A 13,427-nucleotide genomic window follows, 5' to 3' on the forward strand; every position below is an offset into this window, starting at 1 on the left:
CCGCAATCTGTTGTTTCACGGCCAGGATCTGTTGTTTTGCGGGCAGAGAAGTCGTCGAATCACATTCCCTTGCCGAGTCGCTTTCGTCCTCACACGTCAGGGGTGAACTGCATCGATCGCGGGGTCTCGTGCTGTTCGGACAGTAGGCCGACGTGAACGCCGAGTGATGAATCCGGAATGGAAATCATCCGTGTCGGGTGAGGCGGCGGCGCTCTGCTGCGAGAACGATCGGGGTAAATCAGGACGAAACGAAGAGGGAGCGGACATGTCGCTGGATTACAAGGACCGGACCGACTTCGACGATGCCGAGCGCGGGTTCATCGCCGCACTGTCACCGGCCGTCATCACCATGGCGGACGGGAAAGTCATCTGGGACGGCGACGCGTACAGCTTCCTGGACGGCGAATGCCCTCCGACCGCGAACCCGAGTCTGTGGCGCCAGGGCCAGCTCAGCAATAAGCAGGGCCTGTTCGAGGTGACCGACGGCATCTACCAGGTGCGCAACCTCGATCTGTCGAATATGACGATTATCGAGGGCGACACCGGCGTCATCGTCATCGATCCGCTGATCTCGGCCGAGACGGCCGCCGCCGCGCTGGCGCTGTACCGCGAGCATCGCGGGGACCGTCCCGTGACGGGGCTGATCTACACCCACTCGCACGGTGATCACTTCGGTGGCGCGCGCGGTGTCCTCCCGCACGGACATGCCGAGGTCCCGGTGATCGCTCCGTCGGGTTTCCTCGAGCATGCGGTGAGTGAGAACGTCTATGCCGGAACGGCAATGACCCGTCGCGCCGCGTACATGTACGGAGCGAATCTGCCGAAGGGACCGGACTCCCAGATCGGTTGCGGCCTGGGCATGACCACCTCGACCGGCACCATCACGCTGATCCCGCCGACCGTGGATGTCACCCGTACCGGTCAGGAGGAAACGGTCGACGGTGTGCGGATTGTCTTCCAGCTCACCCCGGGCACCGAGGCGCCCTCGGAGATGAACTTCCTGTTCCCGGACAAGCGCGCAATGTGTATGGCCGAGAACGTGACTCACAATATGCACAACATCCTCACCCTGCGCGGCGCCGTGGTTCGCGATTCGCGCATCTGGGCGCGCTACCTCGACGAAGCCATCGCCATGTTCGCCGACAAGATCGACGTCTCCTTCGCCTCGCATCACTGGCCGGTATGGGGCAGGGAGCGCTTCGTCGACCTGCTGGCCGGCCAGCGTGACATGTACGCGTACCTGCACGATCAGACGCTGCGCATGCTCAACAGCGGACTCACCGGCCCCGAGATCGCCGAGTCCTTCGAACTGCCCGAGGCACTGGACAGCAGGTGGGCCAACCGTGGCTATTACGGTTCGATCAGCCACAATGTCAAGGCGATCTACCAGCGCTACATGGGCTGGTTCGACGGCAACCCCGCACACCTGTGGGAGCACCCGCCCGTCGAGCAGGCCAAGCGCTACGTCGTGGACTACGGCGGCGTGGACGCGGTGATCACCAAGGCGAAGAGCTATATCGACAGCGGTGACTTGCGTTTCGCCGCAACACTTCTCAACCACGCCATCTTCGCCGAGCCCGGCAATGGCGAGGCGAAGGAGACCCTCGCCGCGGTCTACGACAAGCTGGGTCAGGGCGCGGAGAACGGGCCGTGGCGCAATTTCTACCTCTCCGGCGCGATGGAACTGCGAAAGGGTGTGGTGCACACCGCGATCGACACCGCGAACCCGGAAATGGCGATGGCATTGACCGTCGAGATGCTCATCGATTCCATGGCCGTGCGGGTGAACGGCCCGAAGGCCGCGAAGACCGGTTTCATCATGGACTGGAAGGTCACCGACGACGCCGAGACGGTGCGCCTGACCATGTCGAACGGTGCGCTGACCCATCGAACCGCAACGAAGGACGCACCTCATCACGGTGCCGCGGACCTCACGCTGACCCTCACCAAGCCGCAGTTGCTGGGTGTGCTGGCGGGCAAGGGACTCGACGGCGTGGGTGTCGAAGGGGATCCGAAGGTGCTCGCCACCCTCGCAGGTCTGCTCGATACCGCGGATGTGGACTTCCCCATCGTCACCCCCTGAGGCGCGACAGCCAGGGCAGTCGGTGAAATACTCTGCCCCTGAAACACTTTCATAGTTCCGGCCCGGCGGGTATCCGTTCGGGCCGGTTTCGCGCGGACCCCTGCAGGCCCTGCGCAGCGCCTCAGGCGCTGACACGCCCGCGGTGTGGCAGCCGTCACCTGGACGCTGTTCCAGAAGGTAGCCAGGCGTACGCTGCAATCCATGGTCGACCTCAACGTCGCCCGTGTGGCACCAGATCCGACACCATGGGGCTCGCGGCTGCTGGGAACGACGGCAGAGCAGTCCGGCGTCCGGCGCATCCGAATCCAACTGCTGCTGACCAGCTCGATCGTGGTCACAAACTGTTTCGGCATTGCGATGGTCGTTGTTCTGGTCGGGTTCGTGCTGCCGGGGCCCGCGCTGTTCACCAGGGAATTGCTGACCCTGAATTTTGTGGTGTTCCCGCTGTACGCCGCCCTGGCAGTCGTGATCGGTATCGTCTGGGGCACCCGCTGGTGCCTGCGAACACTGCAGTGGGCGATCGATCCCGATCGGGTACCCGACGAGTTCGAACAAGCCGCGACGACGGCGGTACCGATGCACCTGGTCATCGTGGAGGCGGCCCTGTGGCTCGGATGCCTGGTCGTGATGACGCCCCTGTACGGGCACACCGACCGGGAACTGATCGCGAAGGTGATGCTCGGCATCGGTTTCACCGCAATCGTCGTGTGCGCGAACAGTTTCCTGGCCGCCGAGTTCGCATTGCGACCGGTGACCGCACGGGTGCTGGACGCAGCGGTGTCCCGGCGGCACCAGGGGATCGGCGTCTTCGGACGCTCGGTGCTGGCCTGGATACTCGGAACCGGAGCGCCGGTGACGCTGTCGATGACCGTGGCGGTACTGGCCCTGCTCGAACGGTCGGTGACCACCACCCGCCTCGCCACCTGCGTCCTGACCCTCGGGGCAGCGACACTCGTCTTCGGCATGCTGTTGATGACCCAGGCACTGTCGGCCGCGCTGGCACCGATCCGGGGCGTACGTCGAGCACTGCACCAGGTCGAGGACGGCGACCTCGAAGCACAAGTCACCGTGTACGACGGAACCGAGCTGGGTGAGCTTCAGAACGGCTTCAATCGGATGGTGCGGCAGGTGCGAGATCGCGATCGAATTCAGGATCTGTTCGGCAGGCACGTCGGACACGATGTCGCCGAGGCGGCCATCACCCAGGACTCGGAGCTCGGCGGTGAAGAGTGCTTGGCGGCCGCACTTTTCATAGACATCATCGGTTCGACCACCATGACCGCGACTCGGCCGGCCACCGAGGTCGTCGAGATCCTGAACCGCTTTTTCGACCTCGTCGTCGACGAAGTCGAACAGCACGGCGGACTGCTCAACAAATTCGAAGGCGATGCGGCCCTTGCGATCTTCGGTGCACCCGTGCAGCTCCGCTGCGCCGAAAGCGCAGCGCTGGCCTGCGCTCGCTCGATCCAGCACCGCTCGAGCACTTCCGGCTCGGACATCACCGCAGGTATCGGCGTCGCCGCAGGGCGCGTCGTAGCGGGCAATATCGGTGCCCGGCGCCGCTACGAGTTCACAGTGATCGGCGACGCGGTCAACGAGGCCGCACGCTTGTGTGAACTCGCCAAAAACGATACGAGCCGACTGCTGGCCTCCGCCGCGACCGTCACCGATGCGGATGCGGAGGAGGCAGCACACTGGCAACTCGGCGAATCGGTGACGCTACGCGGACGGGTCGAGCCCACCGTCCTCGCCCGCCCGCGCAGCGCATGATCTCTGCGGCCGTCCTCCTCGCGGCAGCCGTAGCCGTCGGGGTGAATTCGGTGCCGTGGAAGATTAACGGCCGCCGCCACGGAGGTGGACGGCAGGCCTACATGGGCGTGATCGCTCGCACGACGAGCATGCGCTGCGGGCTCGGGCAGATCAGGTTGTCCCAGGGCAGCCATAGCGATTCGGTGTTGTCGGGCGGGTAGACGCGCAGGGTGCTGGTGCGCAGGGCGGCGCAATCGTTGATCTGCTTGGGGTAGCTGATGAACTCGAATCGGGCTGCCCCGCCCGGTGCGAGGGTGACGGGGGCGGCGCTGGGCGCCTGCGGGCTCTGGTCTCGTTCGGCGGGCTCGCCGACCGGGTCACCGCTGGGCCCGTTGGTCTGCGAGACACCCGGGAATCCTTGCAGTACACAGGTTCGCGAGCTGTTGTTGATGAACTTCAGGAACCAGTCACCTCCGACCGGGCCGCCGATTCCCTTGTCCAGGTTGAGCTGTGCGGTCACGCACTTGGGAGTTGCGGTGTCGGCGGCAGTCGTCGGGTCGGCGACGGGACCTCCGGTCACGGGCGCGGCGCCGGCTTCGGAGGTGCTGCCGCCGGGCTGGGTCGCCTGCCCCGGCTGGGTGGGTTGCCCCGGTTGAGCGGGCTGCCCGGGTTGGCCTGGAGCCCGCGAGGTTTGGGCCGCCGGAGTGGTGGTCGACATCGACCCCGGTGTGGAGTTCGGATCGCAGCCGCTGGCGGCCCAGGCGATGCCCGCCGCGACGCAGGCGACAATCAGTGATTCGGTCCGCATGAGAGCCCCTCGAGTTCGGCACTGCGACCGTTCGTACGCAAGCCGCACATCGACCCGTATCAGCCCTCGTTGCGTAGCGGCATCCGTACCGATCCGCGTAATCACCTGCGGTCCAACATGCTTCGACGCATCACCGCCCGAAACCCCTGCTCGGGCACCTTTGAGCAAAACGTTAACACCGACCGGTGCCCCAGAAAGCGGGGGCCGGGTCCTTCTTCTCCACCCGCAGAGTATCGTTCGCCGGCCGGAGCCGACGCGACTCATTTATCGGTCCGGCCGGAGGGGTGGTGGTGGCTCCGTCGGCACGGCAGTTTGTCGGTGGGTCGCCGTAAGGTTGCCCTTATGAGCATTTCGATCCACCGGCGGGCGGGCCCGGCCGAATTCAGTTGCGCGGCCGGTGGTTCGGATAGCACTGTGTGTGTCGTACGTGATTCACCAGAAGGGTCATGGGGAGTGACCCTCGGGGGGAAGGAATGAATGCTATGAGCTGCAATATGATTCGCGGAGAGCGTCGCGGGCCGAAGTTCGCCAAGAGCAGCTTCAGTTACGGCGGCGGCGATTGTGTCGAGGTCGCGTACCACGAAGGTCAGATCGCACTGCGTGATTCCAAGGATCGGCACAGCCCGACGCTGTGGTTCACGAGATCCGAGTGGAAAGCGTTCGTATCAGGTGTGCGGGCCGGCGAATTCAATTTCGATTTCGTCGACTGATGTGTTGGTGGTGTCGCAGCGAATTCGCTGCGACACCACCACCCCCACATGCGGCCGACCCCTCGACGGCCGCTGGAATCTGGTCAATGGGTTGTGATGTGGTGAATTTCGTCCCGGAGTTCCGCGAGAAATTCTCGGGAATCGGTGTCGAACAAAGCCATTCGAGTCAAAGCCACCCAGCGTCGGCGATGGGCATCGACAAGTTCGGGGCCGCGCGTGACCATGCTTCCCGGAATAGGTTCCGCGGAGGCCAGCGCGTGGTCCTCGTTCTCGTAGATGACAAATCCGTGCGGGATCGTGGTGCTCGCCTCGATGTCCTGCGGAATCACCCCGATGACGACCGTATCGAGGGTCTCGATCGAGATGATGCGGTCCAGCTGGGCGAGCAGTATGCGATGCGGTCCGGGCCGAAAGCGCAGGGCCGCTTCGGTAATCAGGAATTCGAAGCGTTTCGCGGGGTCGTACAGCACACGCTGGCGATGCAGGCGCGCGGCGAGCGCGGCCGTCAGAGCGTCCGGCGAATACGGCGGATCGAAAGTGGCGAACACCCGGCGGGCGTAGTCGGCGGTCTGCAGCAGTCCGGGCACCAGCGTGGGCTGGAAGTTCCGCACCACGTGCGCGTCCTCTTCGAATGCCCGCACATCGTCCTGTAGATGCGGGCGCTCCGCGAGCGAGGCCGCCCAGTCATGCACCTCGGGTGAGTGTGCCGCTTCAGTGAGAGCGTGTAACGACTGCTGACAATCCGCGTCCGCCCCAACCGCTTTGGCCCATTCGAGCACCTGCGGTAGCGGTGGAACAACGGTGCCCGCTTCGATCCGAGACAACGTCGACTGACTGATTCCGACTCGTTTGGCGAGCTCCCTTCCTGAAATTCCGGCCAGGTCCCGCAGCCGACGCAGCTCCGCGGCCAACTGCTGGCGCGGACGCGACTGGTACGCAACCGAATTCGCGGCAGGTGCTGCCGCCTCGGTCGCGCCCTGTGTCGGCTGATTTACTGGAACCATGATGATTCAGATCGAACCATCTTGATTCAGGCAAGTCAAGACTCGCCCGCTCACGACCTGAATCAAGGCTTGTGTAGAAGCGTTGTGGCAGTGCATGATCCCTTGCGTCAAGATCGTTTTTGCCGCCCACCGGCGGCACGGGGAGGAACCATGAACACCAAGAGCGCACTCGTCCGCACGGCCCTGGGCACGGCCGCCATCGCCGCCGCCCTCGTGAGCACCGCGGGCACCGCAGGCGCCGACGTGCAACTGCAGCCGATCGACAACACTCAGCAGAACTCCGAGATCAGCGATTTCGGCTCGGGCAGCGCCGCCGGCTCCGGCCACGCCATCGGCTCCATGCTCGGAAAGCTGCTGTTCCAGAACAACAACTAAACCGTGTGCCTCGTCCGGCAGCCGGCGCCGAGACGAGGCACACGGGTATTTTTCCTGTGCGAGAGAATCTTTCCGGCGCGCATCCGGCCTGAGCGGTCAAAGACCCCTTCACGGCGTCAAAATTTGCCGTCCAGGTGCGATCTTCGACCGCTCAGGCCGAGTCACATATATGCCCGAGGCAGCAGGACGGGCGGGCACGATTCTCGACGACCGGTGACCGGTCATCGGCGACCGTGGCCGCCTTTTGTCCGACGATCCCAGACCCCTCGCGCCCGCGGCTGCGACCAGGCCTCGATCCCTCATCGGAGGGCCCGGTCGGTGCGGGTGTGACCCCCGCCGAGGACGCCGATAAAGTAGTCGCGGATGACGAGTTCTACCGCTGTTGATGTGCCGAAGTCGCTGGACCGCCGTTTAGGGCGAGTGATGTGGCTGGTTCCGGCGTTTTGTGTGGGCTTGACCGCCCTGTGTCTCATGCTGCCGGTGTGGCCGTTCAAGAAGATCACAGGTGGGTTCATAGACCTGCAGGTGTATCGGCTGGGCGTGCAGGCGCTGTGGCACGGCGGGGATATGTACGGGCAGTTGCCGCAGACCACCATCGGGATCGGGCTGCCGTTCATCTATCCGCCGTTCGCCGCGCTGGTGCTCGCGCCGTTCGCGCTGATGCCCTGGGATGCGGCTCGTATCGCATTCTTTGTGACCTCCGTGGCCGCGCTGGCGGTCTCCTTCTATCTGGTGGCGCGGCGGGTGTGGCCGGGGGAGAGCCGCCGGCGCCTCGGGCTGTGGGTGGCCGCCTGTGCCACGCCGCTGGGCCTACTGCTGGAGCCGACGCACTCGACGCTGGATTTCGGCCAGGTCAATCTGCTGCTGATGGTGCTGGTGGTGGCCGACTGTCTGGCGGAGAAGCCGACGTGGCGGCGCGGCATGCTGATCGGTATCGCCGCTGCGGTGAAACTGACCCCCGCCGCGTTCATCCTCTTCTTCCTGATCCGCCGTGACTACAAGGCCGCTGTCACCGCCGCTATCACCGGCGCCGTGGCAACCGCCCTCACCTTTGCCGTCCTGCCGCACGCGTCGATGAAGTACTGGTTCGGCGGATTGGGCAATGTGTCCGGCCTCAGCGGTTCGGCATTCCACACCAACCAGTCGATTCAAGCCGTGCTGGCTCGACTCGAAATCCACAAGCCACTGCTCACGATCCTGTGGCTGGTACTGAGCGCCGCCCTGCTCGCACTGGTGCTGCCCGCCATGCGCCGCGCCGCGGACTTCCCGCCCCTGGCCCTGGCGATCAACGCCGTCTTCACACTCCTGGTCTCCCCGATCTCGTGGTCACACCACTGGATCTGGATTGCCCCCGCCCTCCTGGCAATGGTCGGCTACGCCACCCGACTACCCTGGCGCCGAGCCGCAGGCTGGTACCTGGTCATCGCGATCACCGCCGCGATCTTCGTGATCGGCCCGCAGAATTGGCTCCCCGACGGTGAACACCGTGCATCCCACTGGACCCCTTGGCAGCACATCATCGGCAACACCTACGTCTGGTTCAGCGTCCTACTGGTAGCCCTGTTCCTGTTCGGCACCCGGCGCACCCGGCTCGACGCCCCACCGGATGCCTCGAGCCATGAGAAGTCGCGGGATGCCTAACCCGGGATCTGCGCGCCGAGAGCTGCTCCGGCGCCGGCCCCGAGACTGGCGCCGATAGCGCCGCCCGCCACGCCGCCGATACCGATACCGATGATCGTGGTGGCGGGGCAGACGGGTACTACGACGACGCATCCGATGGCGCCGCCCACGACTGCGCCCGCACCGACGCCGATGACCGTCCCGACCACCGTGCCGACCTGCTCGCCGGCGAGTGACTGTGTCATTCCCGCGGCGACCGGCTGCACGGCAACGGGTTCGGCCGCAGGTGTTTCGGCCTGCGCGATGCCCGCGCCGGCTCCGAGGAGTGTGGTGGTGATGGCCGCCGCCGCTGCGATCTTGCGAATCATGGTGTCCTCCTGGGAATTTCCTGGAACATCACGATTGTCGTCCGAGAATGGGCCGCGGATAGAGGAATTCGGATTAGTACTGGGGGTTGGCCGCGACAAGCAGCCCGGCGCGATCGGTGACAATGATCCGCCCGCGCCGCAGCGCCACGATGCCGCGCTGCGCCAGATCGCGGAGCACTCGGTTGGCGGTGACCCGGGCGGTGCCGGCCATCGAGGCCAAATCGTCCTGGGTGAGCCGGATTTCGGCGATCGGCGCGGGTCCGCCGTAGATGCGGGCGAGGTTGGCGAGTCGGCGCACCACCCGCGCCTCGACCGGAAGAGACAGTGCCTCCCGCACATTCGCGGAGAGCCGCCGCACCTGTTCGACCAGGGTGGCGGTGAGCATGCGGTCGATGCCGGGATTCGCGGCGCGCAGGACTTCGAGCTGAGCCCGGCTCGAGGTGAGCGTCTCGGCATTTTCTGCTGCGTCCACGCTCGCCGTCCGTTTGGCATCCGGCCGGCGTTCGGTCTGAGACCGATACTGGCCCCGTTCGGAGAAGAGTTCTGCCACCGCGACAACACCCACTGCGTATCCGCGGTTACACAACGGGGCGACCGGCCGCGGGCATCCAGAGCCATCGATAATGACCGGTATGGAGACTGTGGGGTTGGTGGCTGAATTGGTTGCTGCGTATGCCTTCGGGGGGCGATAGCAGTGCGGCTTTAGCGTGACCCAGCCGCTCTTCGACGCGGCCGGACCGACTGGTAAATCGCCACTACTCAAGGTTGGCGCAGTACTTTCGTAGGTGTGAAGGTCAAAAACATGATGTGTCACAGTGCGGTTGTTGCTCTGTTCACTCTGGTTTTGTCCACGCCGGCGGTCGGTTCGGCGGGTGGGGAGGCTGTGCCGGAGGTGGGTTTGCCTGCGGCGCTGGGTGCGGCGGTCGGGCGTGATTTGGGACTGTCGCCGGGGGAGTATGTGCGGCGGGCTGAGGTGGCTCAGCGGCTGGGGTTGTTCGCGGCGGAGCAGAACAGGCGGTCTGCCGGGGCGTTGGGGGGAGTCTGGCTCGATTCTGGTGGTGGGGGAGTGGTCTCGGTGGAGCCCGGCCACGATGACGTTCGCATTGCGGCTCGGCAGAACGGGTTTCACTTGGCGGATGCCGCTGCGGCGCAGTGGGATCCACGTGCGGATCGGATCGACCAGCGGATTTCCGGGCTTTCGGACGCTGCTGACCTCGGCGAGAGTGCGGGCGGTGATGGATATATCGCTGTCGCGCGACCAGAGGGGGTGCCGCTGAGTTCGAATCTGAAGGGGAGTCTGTGCTCCTGGGCGTTCAATGCGGCGGCTGGTGATGGCACATCGGTGGCGCTCACGGCGGGGCACTGTAATTTGCTGGCGCTCGCGGACGAGCCGAATATCAGCGATCAGAAGGCATATCAGCTCTTGCCTGACCGCAAGCTCGGCGAGCGTCTCGGTTCCTTCGGCAAGTCGGTCGTCGACGGGACCCGTGACTATTCGATTGTTCGTTTGGACGACGCTGCGCGGGACTCGTTCGACAACAATCTGGTTCGAGGGCCGGTCGGCGCCTCCGCGATCGCGGTGACCGGCGTCGGGATTCCGGTTGTCGGCGCTCCGGTGTGTAAGTCGGGTGTCACCACCGGATACACCTGCGGTGTGATCACCGCCGTGGATCAGCCCGATCCGCTGCGGCCACCGATCCGATTCCAGCACACCGCACTTGCCCTGCCCGGCGACAGCGGCGGCGCGCTCATCTCCGGAACTCTGGCCATGGGCCTCGTCAGCGAGGGCGGCGTGAGCAGCGAACCGGGATTCTCCGATGACAAGCCGGGAGTGCTCGGCACCCCGGGCTCGCCCGCACCTCCGATCGATCTCGGGCGCATTCTGCGGCAGATCGGCCCGCAACGCCTCGAGCAGGTCGCCCCCTTCATCACACAGCTGCTACCGCTGGTGCCGCAGGTCACCATGACCGCCCAAGCGGTCGCCGATATCGTCGCGGAGAATCCGGGACTGCGGATCCGCACCAGTTGAGAGACCGTCATACCCGGCACCCCGAGTTTCGGGGTCATGACCCAGCGAGTTCTTTACGTAAGGTAAAGACCCGTGTGGAGAGTGGGGTTGCGGGAGTTCAGATGTTCGGTGTCAACGGTTTTCGTGCTGTCGGTGAGTGCGGTGGTGGCGTTGGTGCTGGTGTTCGCCACGGTTGATCCGTGGTTGAACGAGTCGGGTGGGATTCTCGCCGGCGGGTTGGACGCGCACGTGTACCGGGATGGCGGGGACCGGGTACTGGAGGGGCGGCCGCTGTATACGGAGTCGACCTTCTTCGGGCTGCTGTATACCTATACGCCGTTCTCGGCACTGGTTTTTCTGCCGATTGTCGTGGTGCCCTGGACCTGGCTCACCTACTCCTCACTGCTGCTGAACGTGGCGGTGCTCTACGGCTGTGTGCTGCTGTGCTGGCGCACCCTCGGATACCGCATCACCGGCCGACTGGCGGGAATCAGTGCGCTGCTTGCGATTACCTGCCTCTTCCTCGAGCCGGTGCGCACCACGCTGTTCTACGGCCAGATCAATCTGGTGCTCATGCTGCTGGTGCTCTGGGACTTCTCGCGCCCCGACAACGGCCGACTGCGCGGCATCGGCGTCGGTGTGGCAGCGGGGGTCAAACTCGTCCCGGCCTACTTCATCGCGCAGTATCTCGCTCTGCGCCAATGGCGTTCGGCCTGCATTGCCGCAGCGGTACTGCTCGGCTCCATCGCGCTGGCCTGGATCGTCCTGCCCGAAGATTCGCACCAGTACTGGTTCTCGACGTTCTTCCAGTCCGATCGCATTGCGCCCGATACCAATCCGGCCAATCAATCGATTCGCGGTCTCCTCGCACACCTGACCGACGGCGCGTCTCCGCTGTGGCTGTGGGTCGTGCTGACCGGCCTGGTCGCGATCGCGAGCCTGGCCCTCACCGCCGCACTGCACCGCCGCGGTGAGCGGCTGCTGGCCGTGACCATCGCGGGTATGACCGCCTGCGCGGTATCCCCGTTCTCCTGGGGCCACCACTGGGTGTGGTTCGTCCCCCTGCTGGTGCACCTCGTGCACCGGGCTCAGTCGAACCCGCGCTGGTGGATCGCGGCCGCCCTGCTGTTCGTCTCGACCGGCGCCTGGGCCTACCACTGGGGCGAAAACTATGTGTCCGTAGGCATTTTCCTGCTCCCCAAGCCCTGGCACAGCGAGCCGATCCTGGAGAACTCTCACGTCCTGGTGTTCCTCGCCGTGCTGGCCTACGGCTTCCTGATCGCGCGGCGTCCGCTGGCCGGGACCGCTACTTCACGCCTGCCCGCGGAGTGCGTTACGTCCTGTGGATGAATCCGATCGGACCGCTCGGCCCCGCCGATGAAGGCTTCAATCATCAGATCGCCGATACCGTCGCCACGGTGGCCACCAGTGACCTGGCCTGGACCGAGAAGGTGTGCGCCATGGCGTGCGCGCCGGACGGTTCGCGGCAGCTCGGTTTCGGCCTGGGGCAGTACAAGAATCGCAATGTGCTCGACGCGTGTGCGGGTATCTCGCAGGGCGTCGAGCAGATCACCGTGCGTGGCAGCCGCACGCTGGCGCCCGACCCGGAACTGACCTCGATCGGGCCGATCCACTACGAGATCATCGAGCCGCTGCGCAAGATTCGGTTCCGCCTCGACGAAAACGACTGCCAGCCCATAGCTTTCGACTGGCTGTTCGAGGCCGCCCTGCCCGCGCAGCTGGAGGACCGCACCCATATGCGGCGCGGCTACCGCGTGATGTCGGATCTGGTGCGCTACCACCAGATCGGCACCGCCTCCGGCTGGGTGAGCGTCGACGGTGTGCGCACCTCGTTCGACGACTGGATCTCGACTTCGGCCTCGACGGCCGGCACCACGGATCCTGGCGCGGCCCCCAGCAGCACATCGACGGCGAACGCATCCCCGACTGCTCCACCTACGAGGCCGCCCGCCGGCTCCACCAGATCCGCGACACCGTCATTCGCGTCACCGATTCCTCCGGCGCGATCGGCTACGGCAACTGCCAGCCGATCATCACCGGCGGCGACGAATCCCTCGGTCTCACAAAGGAATCGTCCTTCATGTAGCAGACGGCGGCCACCGGCTGGCCGCGGACGAATCATCCATCGTGGCGTCGACCGAGTTCCGGCGCTGTCCTACCGGGCGCTGCCGGTAGACCGCTGCGAGGTGTCCGGGGTCCTCGACGTTTCGAGATCCGCGGCGCAGGCGCGCAGGATTCGGCCGAAGACGTGGCTGATGACCGGTCGGCTGATCCAGTGGGTGGCGAAGGCGGTGCCGACAGGTATCGCCATTTCGACGGTGGTCGACCAGACCACCTTGGTGCCGGTCGGGACCGTCGTGAAGGTCATGGTTCCGATCTTGTGCCGGGCCGGGGGGAAGCTGCGGTCGACGACGTAGTCGAAGGAGCGGGGCGGGTCGTAGCGGGTGACCCGCTCGTCGAAGCGCCCGATCAGCCAGGTGTGCACGCGGATCGCGCCGACGCCGTACGGCGCGTCCTGGCCGGGGTGGGTCAGGGTGCAGCGCAGCACCCAGCGGGTGCGCTCATAGTTCGTTGTTGTTGCGCACCAATCGAAGACCTGCTCGATCGGGGCGGCGATGACACGTTCGACGGTGATTGTTTCCATACCCCTGAGACACCGCCCGCTTCCCGACCGTGACATT

Annotated in this window: 13 protein-coding genes and 1 pseudogene; 7 read left to right on the top strand and 7 right to left on the bottom strand. The window is 65.4% G+C overall.

The features are described from left to right. Positions 1 to 265 precede the first annotated feature (265 nt). Both OG716_RS39320 and OG716_RS39325 read left to right on the top strand, forming a co-directional pair. Positions 266 to 2,083 carry an alkyl/aryl-sulfatase gene (locus OG716_RS39320; RefSeq protein ID WP_405135264.1) on the top strand — a complete coding sequence of 606 codons (1,818 nt, stop codon included), beginning with the start codon at positions 266 to 268 and terminating at the stop codon, positions 2,081 to 2,083. A 201-nt stretch (positions 2,084 to 2,284) separates the two neighbouring features. Next, the gene (locus OG716_RS39325) at positions 2,285 to 3,853 is read left to right on the top strand and encodes an adenylate/guanylate cyclase domain-containing protein (RefSeq protein WP_405135265.1); all 1,569 of its coding nucleotides are present in this window, start codon (positions 2,285 to 2,287) and stop codon (positions 3,851 to 3,853) included. Between the two features lie 97 nt (positions 3,854 to 3,950). Here OG716_RS39325 and OG716_RS39330 read toward each other — a convergent pair whose 3' ends face one another. Beyond that, positions 3,951 to 4,640: a DUF4232 domain-containing protein gene (locus tag OG716_RS39330; RefSeq protein ID WP_405135266.1), complete on the bottom strand. Its 690-nt coding sequence runs from the start codon at positions 4,638 to 4,640 to the stop codon at positions 3,951 to 3,953. A 482-nt stretch (positions 4,641 to 5,122) separates the two neighbouring features. Between OG716_RS39330 and OG716_RS39335 the strand changes: the two genes are divergently transcribed. Continuing rightward, complete coding sequence (locus OG716_RS39335) at positions 5,123 to 5,350, top strand: DUF397 domain-containing protein (protein ID WP_405135267.1); 228 nt, start codon at positions 5,123 to 5,125, stop codon at positions 5,348 to 5,350. Between the two features lie 83 nt (positions 5,351 to 5,433). On the opposite strand, the gene OG716_RS39340 is transcribed toward OG716_RS39335, so the two are convergent. Next, the gene (locus tag OG716_RS39340; RefSeq protein ID WP_405140234.1) at positions 5,434 to 6,042 is read right to left on the bottom strand and encodes a DUF5753 domain-containing protein; all 609 of its coding nucleotides are present in this window, start codon (positions 6,040 to 6,042) and stop codon (positions 5,434 to 5,436) included. Between the two features lie 60 nt (positions 6,043 to 6,102). Further along, a pseudogene (locus OG716_RS39345) lies at positions 6,103 to 6,354 on the bottom strand (helix-turn-helix domain-containing protein); the annotation flags it as partial. A gap of 150 nt (positions 6,355 to 6,504) precedes the next feature. On the opposite strand from OG716_RS39345, the gene OG716_RS39350 reads away from it, so the two are divergent. Continuing rightward, positions 6,505 to 6,729 (top strand): hypothetical protein, encoded by a 225-nt coding sequence (locus OG716_RS39350; RefSeq protein WP_405135268.1) that lies wholly within the window; start codon positions 6,505 to 6,507, stop codon positions 6,727 to 6,729. A 447-nt stretch (positions 6,730 to 7,176) separates the two neighbouring features. Further along, positions 7,177 to 8,370 carry a glycosyltransferase 87 family protein gene (locus tag OG716_RS39355; RefSeq protein WP_405135269.1) on the top strand — a complete coding sequence of 398 codons (1,194 nt, stop codon included), beginning with the start codon at positions 7,177 to 7,179 and terminating at the stop codon, positions 8,368 to 8,370. On the opposite strand, the gene OG716_RS39360 is transcribed toward OG716_RS39355, so the two are convergent. Next, positions 8,367 to 8,717, bottom strand: a complete 351-nt coding sequence (locus OG716_RS39360; protein ID WP_405135270.1) for a hypothetical protein — start codon at positions 8,715 to 8,717, stop codon at positions 8,367 to 8,369. The two genes, OG716_RS39355 and OG716_RS39360, sit on opposite strands and share 4 nt — an antisense overlap. 73 nt (positions 8,718 to 8,790) lie before the next feature. Beyond that, a complete protein-coding gene (locus OG716_RS39365) occupies positions 8,791 to 9,189 on the bottom strand; it encodes a Crp/Fnr family transcriptional regulator (RefSeq protein ID WP_405135271.1) in 399 nt (132 codons plus the stop codon). A gap of 372 nt (positions 9,190 to 9,561) precedes the next feature. Here OG716_RS39365 and OG716_RS39370 point away from each other — a divergent pair, with 372 nt between their 5' ends. Next, complete coding sequence (locus tag OG716_RS39370; RefSeq protein ID WP_405135272.1) at positions 9,562 to 10,746, top strand: S1 family peptidase; 1,185 nt, start codon at positions 9,562 to 9,564, stop codon at positions 10,744 to 10,746. Between the two features lie 108 nt (positions 10,747 to 10,854). Further along, the gene (locus tag OG716_RS39375; protein ID WP_405135273.1) at positions 10,855 to 12,075 is read left to right on the top strand and encodes a glycosyltransferase 87 family protein; all 1,221 of its coding nucleotides are present in this window, start codon (positions 10,855 to 10,857) and stop codon (positions 12,073 to 12,075) included. A 445-nt stretch (positions 12,076 to 12,520) separates the two neighbouring features. On the opposite strand, the gene OG716_RS39380 is transcribed toward OG716_RS39375, so the two are convergent. Continuing rightward, positions 12,521 to 12,868 (bottom strand): hypothetical protein, encoded by a 348-nt coding sequence (locus tag OG716_RS39380; protein WP_405135274.1) that lies wholly within the window; start codon positions 12,866 to 12,868, stop codon positions 12,521 to 12,523. 33 nt (positions 12,869 to 12,901) lie between these two features. Next, positions 12,902 to 13,390, bottom strand: coding sequence for an SRPBCC family protein (locus OG716_RS39385; RefSeq protein WP_405135275.1), 489 nt, complete (start codon positions 13,388 to 13,390; stop codon positions 12,902 to 12,904). Positions 13,391 to 13,427 lie beyond the last annotated feature (37 nt).

The sequence above is a fragment of the Nocardia sp. NBC_01388 genome, assembly GCF_045040085.1.
In the GTDB taxonomy this organism is placed as follows: Bacteria; Actinomycetota; Actinomycetes; order Mycobacteriales; family Mycobacteriaceae; genus Nocardia.

Bases quoted from the DNA above. Each gene is read 5' to 3' on its own strand.
- OG716_RS39325 (WP_405135265.1), top strand. From the start codon at position 2,285: ATGGTCGACCTCAACGTCGCCCGTGTGGCACCAGATCCGACACCATGG.
- OG716_RS39360 (WP_405135270.1), bottom strand. From the start codon at position 8,717: ATGATTCGCAAGATCGCAGCGGCGGCGGCCATCACCACCACACTCCTC.
- OG716_RS39350 (WP_405135268.1), top strand. From the start codon at position 6,505: ATGAACACCAAGAGCGCACTCGTCCGCACGGCCCTGGGCACGGCCGCC.
- OG716_RS39385 (WP_405135275.1), bottom strand. From the start codon at position 13,390: ATGGAAACAATCACCGTCGAACGTGTCATCGCCGCCCCGATCGAGCAG.
- OG716_RS39380 (WP_405135274.1), bottom strand. From the start codon at position 12,868: ATGATTCGTCCGCGGCCAGCCGGTGGCCGCCGTCTGCTACATGAAGGA.
- OG716_RS39330 (WP_405135266.1), bottom strand. From the start codon at position 4,640: ATGCGGACCGAATCACTGATTGTCGCCTGCGTCGCGGCGGGCATCGCC.
- OG716_RS39320 (WP_405135264.1), top strand. From the start codon at position 266: ATGTCGCTGGATTACAAGGACCGGACCGACTTCGACGATGCCGAGCGC.
- OG716_RS39335 (WP_405135267.1), top strand. From the start codon at position 5,123: ATGAGCTGCAATATGATTCGCGGAGAGCGTCGCGGGCCGAAGTTCGCC.